Below are 16,189 nucleotides of genomic sequence, written 5' to 3'. Positions count from 1 at the left end.
CCATGGCTTCAACCCCTTTCCTTGAACTTGCGGAGACCGTCCAAAACATGGACGATGCCCCTTACCGGCGTGATAAAATCCTGCTGTGTTCCGCCTATCTTGGATCCCTGCAGACCGATCGCGACCTCGAACTCTCAGCCCAGTTTCTCACAGAAGGCCCTTTCCCGGCCTCTTCGGGAACCCGGCTGTCTGTGGGAAGCCGCACCTACTCGACCTGTGCGGCAGCTTTTTGCAACATTGACTACGAAAAGGTATTCAAACCCTGCAAAAAGGCCCTGGGCGATGCGGTTGAGGCCATTGAAAAACTCATGGCCAATATTGAGGATGCCCGCCGCAAGCGGAATCCCGCCTCCCTGACACTCCCCGAGATACAGTCGCGCTACGAAATGCTCTACCAGCAGTCGTCCCGCCGCGGGAAACAGCAAATCCTGCGGGAAAGCTGGGCTTCTATGACACCGCTTGAAATTAAATATTTTATCCGGATCATGCAGTCGCATCCCCTTCCAATTCATTTCGGTTCAGAGGATATGACCGAAGCCCTGGCCTGTGCCTTTGACCTGCCCGCCGGCAGGGTGCACTATACCCGCATGATTACCGGCAGCTGGGGGCGGACAGCCATCCTTTGCAAGAATGGCCGCATTGAAGAGGCCACATTCTCGCCCTTCACTCCCCTCGACCTCATGTTTCCCTCCCCCTTCCAAGCCCATTCGGAGTTTGATTCCTCGAACTTTGTAGCTGAAGAAAAGTTCAACGGACTTCGCACACAGGTTCACATCAAGAGCAGCCAGGTACGGCTGTATTCTCCAGACCACGGCGACATCACCCAGCGTTTCCCGGATGTCGTACAGTTCTTTGTTTCCCTGGGCCTCCCCGGCACGGTGCTCGACGGTGAACTCTGCAGCTTCCGCAATAACAAGCTGCTGCCTTTTTCCCTGATCCAAAAGCGACTGAAGAGCAAAGGCTCCAATCCCGATATAACAGAGAAATACCCGGTCCTGTTTATCGCTTTCGACATCCTCTTTGACCATCAAAAACTGACCCTGAATCTTCCCTTCTCCGAACGCCGCAAGCTCCTGGAACGCCGGGCTGCCCGGTACGCCTTTCCCATCACCAACCAGTTTAACATACCCAGCAGGCACCAAATAAAACCACTTTACGACCAGGCGCTGGCCCGCGGAAACGAGGGGCTGATCCTGAAAAGAAAAGACAGTTCCTATAAATACGGCCAGCGCGACGCTTCCTGGCTTAAGATGGAAAAGCCTCCCGCATCCCTGCAGGCTGTGATTATGTATGCTCATACCGACAGGCGGAAACGAGGCCGTACCTATTCCGCCTTCACCCTGGGTATTCGTGTAGACACCGATGATCGCTACGAAGAGGAGTTCATCCCGATCGGAAAAGCGCGAGGCAACCTTGCCCGAAAGGTTCGAAGCCGTCTCAACCGTAAGGTCAAGGAATATGCTGTTGAAAAATACGGGCCAACCCTGGGACTCCTTCCCAAGATTGTGGTAGAGCTGGAATATGATGATATTCAGGTAAACAAGCGGACGAAAGCCAATTATGTGTTGTACAAGCCCCGCTTTAGCACCATCCGGTGGGAACTTGCCCCCTCCGATACCGATTCTTTGGAAAGAGTTGAACAGCTTTATCTCGACAATCTTGAAGGCCATCAGCTGGGACAGCACAGCACGCCATCTTTTGTATACCAAAACAGCAACTAACAACCAATCAATATCCCATGAGCAGCTGGACGCTTACATCCATCCCGCCCCACGACTGGTTTCTATGCCTTGACATCGACCAGTATTTTGACCACGAACACAATCCCGAACAGATGTTCGAAGATGGGTTCACCCGCCCCATATCCGTCGGAAATCGTGATGTACTGGTAACTACCTTTTTCAATGGAGATACGGAGCAGCCGGAATTTCATTTCGAAAGCCCGGAATCGCTCGACAAATCCGAAATCGAGCAGGCCAACAAAAGCCTGAGCCGCATTCTGGGTACGGACCTTGATCTGCGCCCGTTCTATGAGCAGGCGGCCTCTGACCCCGTTCTGGGTCCCAGGCTCACAGAACTGTACGGTCTTAAACGCATGGCACGCGCCAACCTGTTTGAAGATGCCATCAACCGCATCATACAAATGCGCCTCTCACACAAGCCCACCGCCAGGAAAATGGTATATGAGGTGCGTAAAAATTACGGCTCCCTGCTAACGGCCGGCGGCAAAAACATCCCCTCCTGGCCCCATCCCCATCAGCTGGTGAAGGCTGACCCGATGAGTATCCGCAAGCTGGGACCGACCAGGCGCAAGGGGGAGTTTATCATCGGTTTTGCCGAAGATCTGCTCTCTGGCAAACAGGATCTCGACATGCTGGAACAATGTGATCCCCAGACTTTTTACGACACCATTACCGAAGTACGCGGCATAGGTCCGACCTCTGCCCAACAGCTTATGCTCTTTAGAAACAGGACCGATGCTATTTTTCCCAGTCACAAGAGCAAAGGAAAAGAAAAAGGACACCGCCGGTGGATTATCAGCAGCTATGGAGAAGAGCCCGATACGACCACGGAAGAAGAGTTCCAGCAAATGACCTCCAAGTGGGACGGCTACGAGGCGGCTGCCCTTGAGTTCCTTTTTGTGAACTGGGTACTGCGCGAAAAAGAAAAGGAACAGCAGGCTGAATAGTCTTGTCACCTGCAACCGTCTTCATTCCGGCCTTGCCCAACCCTTGGACCCTCACCTATCATCGGGCATGCATAACTATGGTGGCTACTACCGGCATGTGATCAGAGTATCCCACCTTGATCGTCCGGTAATCCAGCACCTCCCAATCAAACTCCCTGGACAAAAATATATAGTCAATCCGCTTTTGAGGATTTTCATAAGAAATGGTCGGCCCCGGCTCCACGCCGGACAAAAGGGCGGCATCAATCCACTGCTCCTGCATTGTTCTGTATGATTCGGATTCCGGTGTAAAATTGAAATCACCCCCGAGAAGGATGGGCACATCCATATCCGAAAAATAGTCATTGATCCGTACTACCTGAGCCAGCCGGTTCTCGGAAAACTGGTGCCCCAGATGGGTGCCGCCCACAATGAGGTGATGCCCCGAGGAGGTCTGCACCTTCGCAAACAACAAGGCCCGGTCTTCCCCTCCCTTCGGGACGGGCAGCATTATCTTTTGTGTCTCCAGGGGAACCTTAGACAGCAGCCCCTCGCCGTATCCCCCACCCGCATAATCAATCGCCTTGCCAAAATAGCCATGCATCCCGGTCAATGCGGCCAGGCTGTCCGCCAGACTAAACGGCTGTCCCTGGTTGAGGGCGGCCACCCGTTCAGTCATCTCATCCACTTCCTGCAGCGCCACAAAATCCGGCTGAATCTCCTTGATAAGGTCAGCAACCTCCTGCAGATTGTTCTGTCCCTCATTATAGGGCTGTTCGCCATGATAAATATTGTAACTCATCACGGTCAGGGTATCCTGTGCACAAAGCGGGCTCCACGAGAGGATCCCCAGCCCTATCATTCCAACAATTACTGTTATTCTCATCCTGTTCCTCTATTTATCGATTATCAAACGCAATATTACCCTGGACGGGTGCTGTTTATAAAAACGATTTCAAAGCTAATGTGCCAGTAATTTATTTAAAAATCACCGTGGATGGCCGGCAATCCACACCAGGGAACCTTCCCTCCCGGAGAAGAGTGATTTCACGGGCATTCCTTGAGCTGTCCCTCCTCCGGTGCATATTCCTGCTGCTGCTCCATTTCATAGATCCGTTCCATAAGCCGCCATTTGTCCCCGGCTGAATTGTCTTTCCCCGCCTGCTGGAATTGGGAGACAAAGCTTTCCCACTCACCCTGGCGTGGTTTCTGAGCCAGGGCCTCCATCCCTTTCTCATGATCAAAATCGGGGACGGTATCCATGATCATGAACAGCCGATTGCCCAACAGGTAGAGCTCCATATCCAGGATCCCCACTTCTTTCATTCCGCGGGTAATTTCCGGCCAGAAATTTTCACGGGCATGTGCTGCCTTGTATTTTTCAATCAGCTCTGGATCATCTTTCAGGGTTAACGTCTTGCAGTAACGCTTGAACTGGTGACTCATTATTGTTATCAGTTATAAGTTAAAAGAAAGTTCAATAGTATCAGACGGCTGGACCTGTGGTCATTTTCCCTGCACTTTCGCCGGGGTCAGGCTGTATTGCCTGCTTATAAAACCATAGAATGCAACAACCAGGAAACAAAGGAGCGGAATCCAGAAGGAAATATGGATACTTCCGGTTGCATCGGAGAGCACCCCCTGCAGAGCGGGCAGCAGCGCCCCGCCGCCGATGGCCATAATCAGGCCTGAACTGCCGATCTTGGTATCTTCTCCGAGCCCTTCCGAAGCCAATCCAAAGATGGTTGGAAACATCAGCGACATAAAGCCGGAAATGGCCACCAGGGCAATCACCCCTACGTAGCCGCTTCCGGCAATAACCACGAAGGTACATAAACTGCCGAGCAAAGCCGATCCCATCAATAAGTTTGTGGGACGGATATATTTCATCAGGTAGGTATTGATAAACCGGAACAGGGTAAAAACAATCAGTGCTGCAATATAGTAGTTCGAAGCCCCCGACTCCGTCAGATCAAGCTCCTCCATAACGTATCGAATGGTAAACGACCAGACACAAATTTGTGCTCCCACATAAAAGAACTGGGCCACAACCCCTCCCACGTAATTCTTTTTCTTAAGCAGCCTCTTGATGGTTGCCCGTAAATCGACGGTCGCAGACTCCGTGGATGCCCTGGGCATAGGGACGGCCGCAATAGTGATCCAAATGGTCAGAAGCACGAATCCAAGGGCAACATAGGGCCCCATGACGGCATCCAGCTCGGCTTTTTGAATTGCCTGAAGTTCCGAAGCCGACATCGCTGCCCGCTCCTCAGCCCCGGTCACATTCAGCTGCGACAGGATGTAAAACTTGCTGATGACCACTCCCGAAATAGAACCGATCGGGTTAAACGACTGCGCCAGGTTTAACCGCCGGGTCCCGCTGGCTTCCTCCCCCATCGCGATAATGTAGGGGTTACAGGACGTCTCCAGGACAGCCAGTCCGCCGGCCAGTACGTACAAAGAGCCCAGGAAGAATCCGTATTGCATGGTTATGCTCGAGGGATAAAACATCATGGCGCCAACCACATACATTCCCAGCCCCAGTAATACCCCCGACTTATAGGTGAAGCGTTTGATAAAAACGGCGGCGGGCAGGGCAAGACAAAAATAGGCGCCATAAAACGCAATCTGAATCCATGAGGTCTGGAAGTCCGACATACTCATAATCCGCTTGAAAGCGGCCAGCAGGGTATCCGTCAGGTTATTTGCCAGTCCCCACATAAAAAAGAGGCTTGTAATCAGTATAAACGGTAACAGCGGCGCCCTGATACCGTCTGATTCTGCGCTTCCACCCCGTGTTGATTTATTTTCAGACATATATCGATATAAGTTCTGTTGTATTTGTTATCGATTACCATCCGGTAACATCCCCGTTCTCCCAGCGGGAAGTGAAACGGTGCAAAACCTCACTTCCTTCCCATACCGGATTCACCAGAAAAATTTAATCACCCCGTAAACACCGGCCAGGATAATTGCCAGAATACTCAGCCAGAACGCAACGTCGTACAATTTGCCGGGCCGAAGGTGCCGGTCCAGGCGCACATACCTGAAATGGACAGCGGCAAACACTACCACCAGCAGCAGAATGGAAGTAAAAAACCCTCCTACAATGACCATGGTAACAGGCAGCTGTAAAAACAGAAACAGCAGCGCCCACAAGATCGGGAACACCCACGCCAGAATGGAGATCGTCCGTTCCCGTTCATCGGAATTATAAAAATCAAAGAACCCCAGCTGACCAAAGGCGTCGGCAAAAATACGTGTCCAGCTTGCCAGGGCCGAAAAGAGCGTCGAAAACAGCACAATGCCTGCACACAGCAGAAACACATTGCGGGCACCGCTTCCCATGGTCTGGGTATACATGCCCGAGAGCGTTTCAATCATCTGGTATCCCTGGGGCACCTGGTTCTGGGTATGCAGTACCGCCGCCCCGAGCACATAAAAAGCAGCCGTGACCAGCGTGTAGACGACCATAGACAGAATGGCGTCCCAGTACATGACCCGGATCCATCCCCTGGCACGCTCTCGCCATTCTTCCGTATTTACAGCCGGTCCCGTATAGGCGGCATACCCTTTCTCAAGACACCAATAGTTGTAATACATAATTTCATCTCCCCCCACCCCGGTTATGCCAAAAGCTGCAATCGCCACCCCCGCCATGGCCGCTGGCAGGTTGAACTCCAGGCCCGAGGCGATGTCCTGCCAGGTAAAAGCATAGTCGGTGAACTGCAAAAAATAGACCGACAGAAAGGTAAAAACAGTAAAAAAAGCGATCATAAGCAGCGAAAACCGTTCCACAAAGCGATAGTACCCCCGATACACCAGCAGAGCGGCCGCTACTGTTACCAGTGCAGTCCATAGTACCACAGAAACGGCAGGGAAAACAATATTCAGGGTAATTGCCACTCCACCGATGATTCCGCCAACCTGCAGCAGTTTAAAAAACTGGATGAAAAGCCAGACCCAGACCGACCAGCTGATCTCCCGGAAGGTCCATCCCGGCAGCTTGTTAAAAGCACTCATCACCGTTTCGCCGGTACTGATGGCGTGCTTTCCGAATTCCAGCTGGATCGTCACTTTTACCAGGCAGCTCAGGATGACCACCCAGAACGTAACAAAGCCGGCCCTGGCCCCCAGCGTGGTGGTGGCGATCAACTCGCCAGATCCGACGATGGCAGCCGATAATATGAAACCCGGCCCCAGATGTCTGATAGTCTCCCAAAAAGTATCGGGAGGTTCCTTTATGCCGGATTCCGTTAACACATAGGGATTGTCCGGCCGATTATTTTTTCCCTTCATACATTCCCATTCCTTGCATATGCTTATGCTTGTCTGTCAATACAATCCTTCCCTGCAATATTCTTTCCCTTCCGGTTTCCAACACCACAGTCAGCAACCATCCCTGATCCGGAATCAGGTATTCAGCCTGATAAAACCGCCGTCAATAGGATAATCACTGCCCGTTATGAATGCTGCCTTGTCGGAGCACAGGTAAAGAACAAGGGAGGCGATTTCATCGGGCTGTCCCATGCGGCCAATAGGCTGGGTTTTCGAAAGCTTCTCAAACATCTCCTTCTCCTGTCCCGGGTAATTTTCCTTCAGGTACCCATCGACAAAGGGAGTATGCACCCGGGCCGGGGAGATACAATTGCACCGGATGTTGTCATTGATGTAATCCTTGGCCACCGATCGCGTCATTGTCAGTACGGCCCCCTTGCTCATGGTATAGGCAAACCGGTCGTCAATACCCACCGACGAAACCACCGATGCCAGGTTCAGAATCACGCCGCCCCCCTGATCCAGCATCTGGTCGATGACCGCATGCATACAGTTGTATACCCCTTTGACATTGACTTCGTAGACGCGGTCAAAATCCTCTTCGCTGGTATGCTGCAGATTCCCCACATGTGCGATGCCGGCATTGTTAATGAGAATATCTGTGGTGGAATGATCCCCGGCGATCTCTTCAAAGACCTGGTGAACCTCTTGCTGGTCACTCACATCACAGGCATAGAACCTGCAGGACTGTCCCCGGCCGCGAATCTCATCAGTGACCGACTGGCCGGCCTCTTCATCATAATCCACAATACACACTTCGGCACCGGACTCGGCAAACTGCAGGGCAATAGAACGCCCGATGCCGCTGCCGCCACCTGTTACGACTGCCGTTTTCCCTTCAAATCGAATATCCATGGTTTTCCAACTCTTTGGTTTAAGTAAGATTTGCAATTTGTTGCCACCGGGGGCCGCCGGGGTAGCTGTACTTCTCCAGGCTTTCCTCTTTCATCTGGATACTGAAGCCCGGCTGCTCCGGTACCTGGTAACAGCCCTCACTTATCACCACCGGGTGCAGGAAATGTTCATGCAGATGGTCCACATATTCTATCATGCGATTTTCGGTGGTGCCGCTGATGGCAATATAATCGAACATTGAAAGATGCTGCACATATTCACACAGACCAACACCACCGGCATGCGGACACACCGGGATCCCGAACTTGGCGGCCATCAGCATAATCGCCAGGTTCTCATTGACGCCCCCCACCCGGCAGCTGTCAATCTGGCAAATATCCAGTGCCTCAACCTGCATCATCTGTTTAAAGATAATACGATTCTGAGCATGTTCGCCGGTGGCCACCTGTACGGGTGCTATTGCTTGTGCAATACGGGCATGCCCCAGAATATCGTCGGGACTCGTCGGCTCTTCGATCCACCAGGGATCAAATTCAGAAAGGGCCTCCATATTCCTGATGGCCTCCTCCACTCCCCACTTCTGGTTGGCATCCATCATCAGTTTTCGATCCCAGCCGATCTCCTCACGGATAAGGGCTGCGCGCCGGAGGTCATCGTCCAGGTCACTGCCAACCTTCATTTTCATGGCACCCCAGCCTTCCTCCACCGCTTCAGCGCATAACCGGCGAATCTTTTCATCGGAATAGCCCAGCCATCCCGCGGAAGTCGTATAAGCGGGATACCCATCGGCCATCAGTTCCTTAATCCGTTCTCCTTTAGCAGCCTCCCTGCGGCGAAGTATTTGCAGGGCCTCATCCGGCGTGAGAACATCCGTGATGTAGCTGAAATCAATACAATTCACAATTTCCTCCGGAGACATGTCAGCCAGCAGCCTCCACAGAGGCTTGCCTTCCATTTTGGCATACAGATCCCACAGCGCATTCACCAGGGCGCCCATCGCCAGATGAATGACCCCCTTTTCCGGCCCCAGCCAGCGCAGCTGGCTGTCACGCGCGAGCTGCCTCCAAAAGGCCCCAAAATTATTTTTGATATCCTCGAGCGGCCGATTGAGCACATGGTCCCCCAGCTGCCTGATGGCCTCCACACACAGGTCGTTACCCCGACCTATGGTAAAGGTGAGTCCATGGCCTTCCAGCTCGCTGCCGGTCTTCAGTATCACATAGGCCGCCGAATAATCCGGATCGGGGTTCATCGCATCCGAACCGTCCAGATTCTGACTGGTTGGAAAGCGGATATCTTTAACTTCAATCTCAGTTATCGCAAGGTCCGTCATAGGGCATCTCCAGTATGAAGGCCGGATTCATTTCGCAAACTATCGTTAATATTATGCTTTCGGGACACAGGAGCCAAAGCCCGATATACAAGAATCTATATAATGGGAAATTCAAAATTTTCAAAACTGTCTTTGAACAGTAGTGTTTTCGCTGCTGCCATATCCCACTCCCCCTTGCTGCCGGCCGGGTCTTGGCCAGTCCCCTGTATATTGCCGGTTCAGCACAGGGCCAAATAAAAAAAGGGGGACTTTGAACGTCCCCCCTGTGTCAGTTCCTGTCTTTTAGTACGAAGGTCCCTCACCCCAGTCGGGGGCTCCCTGATCGTACCAGATACGCTCGTCGTGGAGCACCTGCGGGTTATTGCTCCCCGGCGTGAACCCCTGGGCTTCGAGGGCATTCAGGATATTCTGATAGTTGATATTATCCTGGGTTGGCTCATCAACGCCGAATCGACGGGGAATCACCAGGGCGCCCGGACCATCCTCAAACGCTTCGAGCTCCATAAACCGGCTGTCGGTCTGGGGCACACCAGTGCGCAGGGCCGTTACATAGAGCTGAGTGGGCTTGGCAATAAAGTGGATGAACTGCTGAATGTAGATCTTTTCAAGCTGCTCACTCCGGATGCCGCCGCTCAGCGAATAGGCCGGCTGGGACAAGAGCTCCTGTACCTCACCCGGCTTGAGCTTCACAGGAGCGCCATGCTCTGTATCATAAGGCTCATTGTAATAGAGGATGCCGTTTTTACTGGCCAGCCAGTCGTAGGTTTCAACAGATTGACGAACCCCCTCCTGGAAATAATATTGAGCCGTATTGGGAAGTTCAGCACCCAAAACAGCAAGTTCCGCCAGGTAGAGATTGGTTTCAGCCGCGGAGAACAGGGTATTGTGATAGGGGTGGTCCTCCTGGTTGATCACGGTTCGCTCGGGGATATCCGGGTAGGTAATGTCCATATTAGTAGCGTACATCTCCATTTTATAGGCAGACTTGGGTTCGTACGTTTTGCTGCCCAGCTGCCAGTTTTGGGACTGGAAATATTCCTCCGCTACCGTTCCGGAACGGGCGCTGTCCGGGGCCACAGGAGCGCCGTGGTAGCGGACCCATGGTTCGCCCGGAGGGTTCCATCCTTCAAATACCCGTTGCCCGTCCACTACCGAACTTTGAATATATTCCCGGATATAGGATGGGATGTCTTCCTCTTTGCCGGCATCATAAAAAGCCTGAATAACCCGGCTGTTGAAATCATTCTTGTCAAAAAGAAACCGGAGCCGCGGGTCCTGGTTGTCTCGCAGGAAGCTGACGAGGTTACGGGCACCCGGGCCTACCGTGACCGAGTTTCCACCGGAAGGACCGTAATACTGCACGCTTCCGGTCCAGTTAAAGTTATCACTGGTCAAGGTGATGGGACCAAACTGGTTGCCGGTCACCTCTTCGGCAATGGCCAGGGCTCTTTCTCTATCCTGGTGCAGCAGCCGTACCGCAATGCGCAGCTTCAGGGAATTCATAAATTTAGCCCACTTGGTCCAGTCGCCGCCATAGACAAAGTCCTGTTCGCCGAGGTTGACCTGGCTGACAGTCTCCCCCTCATGCTCATGGGTAGAGGCCAGCGCTTCAAGTGCACCATTGAGTTCAGAGAGCCAGGTATTAAAGAGTTCTTCCTGGGTGTCCCATTCAGGCGTCAGCATGGGCGGGTTGGTATACCGGGCCTGCATGGCTTCCGTATAGGCGCGGGCCCCGTAGACATCGCTCACTCGTATGCCGTAATATATCTGGATGGCATACGTTATCGCCCTCAGTTTTTGATAACTTGCCTGCTCCTTGCCGGAAAGATTTTCATCAATATGCTTGCGTATATCAAATAATGGTTCCATAAGGCGGTACCATTTGCTCACCCTGTTGCCGGATGCCTGAAACAGGTTCAGCTGACTGCCGTTTCCGCCCGGGCGTACGGAAACCTGGGTCCAGGGCAGCATATACTGGGCATTATCGTAAAACCACTGGGTATAATGGTCCGGCCCGTTCTCCATCTGCCTGAGCGCATCGGTAAACTGATAGACCAAATCAGGCTCAACAACGGTAGAAGGATCCTGGTTTATTCCGGCAAAATTGCCCCGGTCACAAGCGTTAACAAAGATGCCAAGCGTGATTAATACTATTGCTAATCGTTTCATAATACTTGTTTTAAACTATTAACTGTTAAAGGCTTACGTCAAGCGTAAAGAAGACCGACCGTGAATACGGGGCGGGGGTCCGCTCGAAATAAGAGTAATCGGATTGATTGCCCCGAAAAGTCTCCGGATTCATATTGTTGGGCGATGAATTATACAGGTAAAGCACATTCCTGGAATGTACGCCCAGGGTCAGATTCCGAACCCCCATCTTTTGCGTAAAGGAACCCGGAATACGGTAAGTCAGTCCAATTTGACGTAACGACACATAACTGAGTTCATAGAACCAGTTGTCATTAATGGTGCCGTTGCCCCACGAGTTATTGAAATAGGTGACAGAAGAGGCATGCGAAGGTTCTACGTAGCCGGCCTCATACGCCTCCCGGAACGTCATTCCTCCTACATTCTGATCATTCCCCTGGGGCGTGGTAACCACCGTTCCGTCAGCGAAAACACCCTCGGGGATGACTCCGTCATCATAGGTTCTTCCGTCCGTATCCGCATAGCCGCTGGTCCATGTTAAGCCGCCGTGCTCTGCATCCAGGTTCTTTGTGGAGGTTTCCAGGTAACCCCAGGCCGTTCCATAGCGGTTGGTGAAGGAAGCTACATGTCCCCCGAATCGGCCGTCAACCAGGAAGGAGAACGACCAGTTCTTATACCGGAACGTATTGGAAACGCTGCCCAGGAAATCAGGCTGGATAGAACCGATTTTCTGCACATCCCCGCTTCGCTTGTAGAAGGCGCTGCGGCTGGTATTGTCATAGTTCAGCACTCTCTTGCCGTTGTTCGGGTGATCGACGGCATTCCCCTCTTCGTCTGTCGCCTGGTATCTCGCAGGCAAAATATCCGAGAGAAGTACGCCGTAGTCGCCCCCCACATAGGCGGCGCTGCCGATGCGGTAGTTGCCATAGGCAGGACTTCCGGCCAGCAGCTGATAATCTCCAACGTCTTCATGAAGCGATACGATCTTGTTGCGATTCCGGGTATAATTGAGCGTCATATCCCAGTTGAAATCGCTGTTTCGCACCGGTGTAATGTTCAGACTCGCCTCAATTCCCTGATTCTGAATATTACCGGCATTGATTTTCTGAGCACTCACGCCACTGCTCATCGGTGCATCGATATTCAGAATCTGGTCATAGGTGTTCTCCCGGTACCAGGTAAGATCCAGGCCGAGACGGCGATCCAGGAACTGAACATTGGCACCCAGCTCATAGGCCCGCTTCTGCTCCGGCGACAAGGTGGGACTGATGAGGACCCGCTGGTTAAAGCTGTTGGTATAGATGAGTCCACCTTCGGTTTGAATATTGCCGATACTGTATCCCTGGTTGATGCTGTAGGGGTTGGTATCGTTTCCTACACGAGCCCAGGATGCCCGCAGTTTACCAAAGGACACCCAGTCTGGTAAATTGAGGGTTTCATTGAATATCCAGGAGGCACTGACCGACGGATAGAAAAAGGAATAATCTCCGGCTCCATCGGCATATACAAGTGCTGATGACCAGTCGTTACGCCCGGTCAAATCCAGGAAAAGCTGATCTTTCCATGAAAAGCTCAACAGGGCATAGATCGATGAAATCTGTTTCTCATTACCAATCCATGCCCAGTTGTTTCTGAGATCCTTGCTATTCTCAAGGAAAAAGCGTCCCGGCACAATGAGGCCGCCATTGGTATTGGCTCCCGATTCGCTGGTTTTTGTGTGGAAGATTTCTCCACCGATGGTTCCATTGAAGCCAAGATCGCCAACGTTCTGGGCCATCCGGGCCGTAAACTTGACGGTCTCCTGCTGCTCGTAGTGATGAGCAAGCCGGTAATATCCCCCTTCGTTGCGATAGCCCTGGCCGAGATTTTCCTCTTCCGATGTATATTCAAACACATTCATATTCCCTTCAAGCGTCAGGTTCAGCCAGTCGGTAACGTCGGCTGTTACGGTAAGAATCGGACGCCAGGTATTTTCAATGCGCCGGGTTGTATTCTTATAGATGCCAAACCACAGGGAGTTGCCCGGCACATAGGCATAATCATCATTGAACGAGGTGCTGGGAACGCCGCCGTGATCGGCTACGTATACATCAGAATTCCGGTACTTCTCCGTTGAATAGGCACGGTTAAAGGCATAGGCGGTATAGTCATCCCCGAAGTTTTCCGGTGGATTCTGGGGCCGTGACCGCGTGTAGTTCATGGATCCGCGCACGGTAAGGTAATCGGTAAATTCATAACTGGCTTTCAGCAATCCGGAATACTTGTTCAGCTGCTGGCGCGGATAAATACCTTTGTTCAGATCAATAGAGCTGTTTACATAGAACGAAAGCTTATCCGCTCCACCACTCAGCGTAATGTTCGTCCGTGAACTTACCCCCGTGTCGTAGGCATTTTTCCAGTTGTCGGGATAGGCCTGGTAGGAGGTCATCTGCTCATCATAGCCCTGGATCTGGTCCCGGGAATCAAAACGAGGCCCAAAGTTATAACCACTGGCCCCGATGAGAGAAGGCACCCGCTCTCCGTCGACGGAACGGTAGTTGAACTGTCCGGTATCGAAACGGTGGTAGTCGCCATTGTCGTCCTGTTCACCATAGCTGACATAACCAGCAATCGTTCCCGGGCCAAATTCATTTTGCAGATCGGGCGTATCATATACATAGTTGACCCCCGTTCGCTGGCTCACCTGAATGCCAATGCCATTTCCCTGGGTGCCCTCTTTGGTCTCAATGACTACAGCCCCGTTTATGGCACGAGATCCATAAAGCGCTGTTGCGGCGGCGCCTTTGAGGATAGACACCGATTCAAAGTTATCGGGATTCAGATTCCGCAACTGGTTGCCCCAGTCGGCGGGCGCTCCCGACCATTCCGAACCTCCGGAAGTCTCATTTTCCAGAATCACGCCATCAACAACAAAGATAGGCATATTGTTGGGATCCAGTGTGGAAGCACCGCGGATAGAAAACTTGCTGCCTCCAAAGATACCGCCGTCCGTGCTCGAAATGTTAACCCCGGCAGCTTTACCCTGGAGTGCCTCAATGGGGTTCATGGCGTTGGCTTCCGCCAGATCCTCTCCCCCGACGTTGGTAACAGAATAGCCGAGATGGCGTTCATTCCGGTTAATACCGAGCGCAGTAACAACCACCTCTTCACCGCTTACCGCTGCTGGCGTCAGCTGAATATCAACCTGTTCCCGACCGCTGATGGGGACATTCACGGTTTGATAGCCGATGAAAGACACAACCAGCGTGTCGCTCAAAGAGGAGACGGAAAGCTCATAATTTCCATCTGCATTGGTCGATGTTCCCGTCGTCGTCCCCTTCACCAGGATATTGACGCCGGGCATGGTTTCTGACGTACTTGCATCCGTAACCGTACCCGTAACGGTGGTCCGCTGCGCGTAGAGGTTGACGGCTGTACCAAGGAGCAATACAAGCATTACCCCCATTCCTGTTTTCAGCTTCTGTATCTGTTTTCCCATAAGCAATTCCAACTCTTTAGGTTTATTGTGGATGGTATCTGTACGAAATGAACATAGAAATAATAAAAAGCAGAAACAAGAGTAATCTCCCTTTGTGTGCGCACACAAATGATATGTGTGCGCACACACAAAAAAATACCTTTCTAGAAAAAACTCCTTTAATTCAAAGAGAAAAATTAGTTTTTTATCCCTTATTATATAAGGAAAGGCAATAGCTTTCGGTTTTTCTTTCTGCTTAACAGAGAAGGGCAGATGCTTTTAGTTGGCATAAATTATGGGCAAAAGACAAAATATTCGTATCAAGGATATCGCAAAAATGGCCGGAGTCTCGGTGGGAACCGTTGACCGGGTTATACATGAACGGGGAAACGTATCCGAAGAAGCAGAACAGAAAGTCAAAGCCGTTCTTAAAAAAACGAACTATTCACCCAATCCCATTGCCCAGAGCCTTGGGAAAAAAAAGGAATACCAGATATCCGTCCTCCTTCCGCACCCGGAGCAGGATGAATACTGGAACCTGTCAAAAGAAGGAGTGCTTGAGGCAAAAAGGGAATGGGAGTCCTACCATATGCACATTACCCTTGACACTTTTAATCTTGATAAACCGGAATCCTTTTCGAAGGTATCAGCGGAAGTGATGGAGTCAAAGCCGGATGCGATACTGACAGCCCCCATTTTTTACAAGGAATCGCTTTCGTTTTACCAGACACTGAAGCAGGCCGCCATCCCGTATATACTTGTCAATACCGAGATTGATTCGCAGCTAAATAAGCTGGACCCGCTGTGTATCATCGGACAGGACCATCACCAGAGTGGCCGGGTAGCCGCAGAGCTCACGCATATTGCGCAGCACGAACCGGGACAGCTGGCGGTTATGCACATCCATGAGAATATCGAGCGCTCCATACATCTCAAGGAAAAAGAACAGGGCTTCCGCAGTTATTTTAATGAACTTGGCAATACGGAATTCGAAGTCCTGACCTACTCCTTCCTGGATGGAAGCGAGTCCTTTGAATCGCAAATAAGCCAATGTATTGCGGCAAATGACTTTAAAGGCATATTTGTTCCCACTTCATCAGGAACCTACCTGACCGCCAAGGCTCTTGAAAAACACCAGAAACAACAGCAGACCCAGCTTATAGGATACGACCTGCTGGAACAGAATATCCATTACCTCAAAAAGGGCACCATTAACTTTCTCATCAATCAGGATCCCTATCATCAGGCCCTGCAGGGTATTCGTTACCTGGTAAACCATCTTTTGCTGCACCTGAAGGTCCCCTCATCCGACCTGTTGCCGCTCGAAATCATTACACGCCAGAACCACACTTCCTTCTTAAACGGTCAGCATTAGCATCATAGAACGACA

General features: G+C 51.6%; 11 protein-coding genes. 3 read left to right on the top strand and 8 right to left on the bottom strand.

Annotated elements, in window-relative coordinates; all coding sequences use genetic code 11:
- The first annotated feature begins 2 nt into the window (after nt 1-2).
- Entirely contained in the window at nt 3-1,721 is a 1,719-nt protein-coding gene (locus tag FN808_RS06675) for an ATP-dependent DNA ligase (protein ID WP_142713791.1), read from the top strand.
- A 17-nt stretch (nt 1,722-1,738) separates the two neighbouring features.
- On the top strand, nt 1,739-2,689 hold the full coding sequence (locus FN808_RS06670) for a DNA-3-methyladenine glycosylase family protein (protein ID WP_142713790.1): 951 nt from the start codon (nt 1,739-1,741) through the stop codon (nt 2,687-2,689).
- 58 nt (nt 2,690-2,747) lie between these two features.
- Here the strand turns inward: FN808_RS06670 and FN808_RS06665 are convergent, their stop codons facing one another.
- The 8 genes from FN808_RS06665 to FN808_RS06630 form a co-directional block, all read right to left on the bottom strand.
- Entirely contained in the window at nt 2,748-3,554 is an 807-nt protein-coding gene (locus FN808_RS06665) for an endonuclease/exonuclease/phosphatase family protein (protein WP_221929950.1), read from the bottom strand.
- A 161-nt stretch (nt 3,555-3,715) separates the two neighbouring features.
- Nucleotides 3,716-4,114 (bottom strand): L-rhamnose mutarotase, encoded by a 399-nt coding sequence (locus FN808_RS06660; RefSeq protein WP_142713789.1) that lies wholly within the window; start codon nt 4,112-4,114, stop codon nt 3,716-3,718.
- A gap of 60 nt (nt 4,115-4,174) precedes the next feature.
- Nucleotides 4,175-5,485, bottom strand: coding sequence for an L-fucose:H+ symporter permease (gene fucP / locus FN808_RS06655; protein WP_142713788.1), 1,311 nt, complete (start codon nt 5,483-5,485; stop codon nt 4,175-4,177).
- A 111-nt stretch (nt 5,486-5,596) separates the two neighbouring features.
- On the bottom strand, nt 5,597-6,967 hold the full coding sequence (locus tag FN808_RS06650; protein WP_142713787.1) for an Nramp family divalent metal transporter: 1,371 nt from the start codon (nt 6,965-6,967) through the stop codon (nt 5,597-5,599).
- A gap of 114 nt (nt 6,968-7,081) precedes the next feature.
- Nucleotides 7,082-7,861, bottom strand: a complete 780-nt coding sequence (locus FN808_RS06645; RefSeq protein ID WP_142713786.1) for an SDR family NAD(P)-dependent oxidoreductase — start codon at nt 7,859-7,861, stop codon at nt 7,082-7,084.
- 19 nt (nt 7,862-7,880) lie between these two features.
- Complete coding sequence (locus FN808_RS06640) at nt 7,881-9,194, bottom strand: L-fuconate dehydratase (protein ID WP_142713785.1); 1,314 nt, start codon at nt 9,192-9,194, stop codon at nt 7,881-7,883.
- A 282-nt stretch (nt 9,195-9,476) separates the two neighbouring features.
- On the bottom strand, nt 9,477-11,363 hold the full coding sequence (locus FN808_RS06635) for a SusD/RagB family nutrient-binding outer membrane lipoprotein (protein WP_142713784.1): 1,887 nt from the start codon (nt 11,361-11,363) through the stop codon (nt 9,477-9,479).
- Between the two features lie 25 nt (nt 11,364-11,388).
- Nucleotides 11,389-14,820: a SusC/RagA family TonB-linked outer membrane protein gene (locus FN808_RS06630; protein ID WP_142713783.1), complete on the bottom strand. Its 3,432-nt coding sequence runs from the start codon at nt 14,818-14,820 to the stop codon at nt 11,389-11,391.
- Between the two features lie 274 nt (nt 14,821-15,094).
- Between FN808_RS06630 and FN808_RS06625 the strand changes: the two genes are divergently transcribed.
- Entirely contained in the window at nt 15,095-16,174 is a 1,080-nt protein-coding gene (locus tag FN808_RS06625; RefSeq protein ID WP_142713782.1) for a substrate-binding domain-containing protein, read from the top strand.
- Nucleotides 16,175-16,189 lie beyond the last annotated feature (15 nt).

Source organism: Fodinibius sediminis (assembly GCF_900182555.1).
Taxonomy (GTDB): domain Bacteria; phylum Bacteroidota; class Rhodothermia; order Balneolales; family Balneolaceae; genus Fodinibius; species Fodinibius sediminis.
The sequence above is the reverse complement of the archived record's forward strand: the minus strand, read 5'-3'. Positions and strand labels throughout refer to the sequence as shown.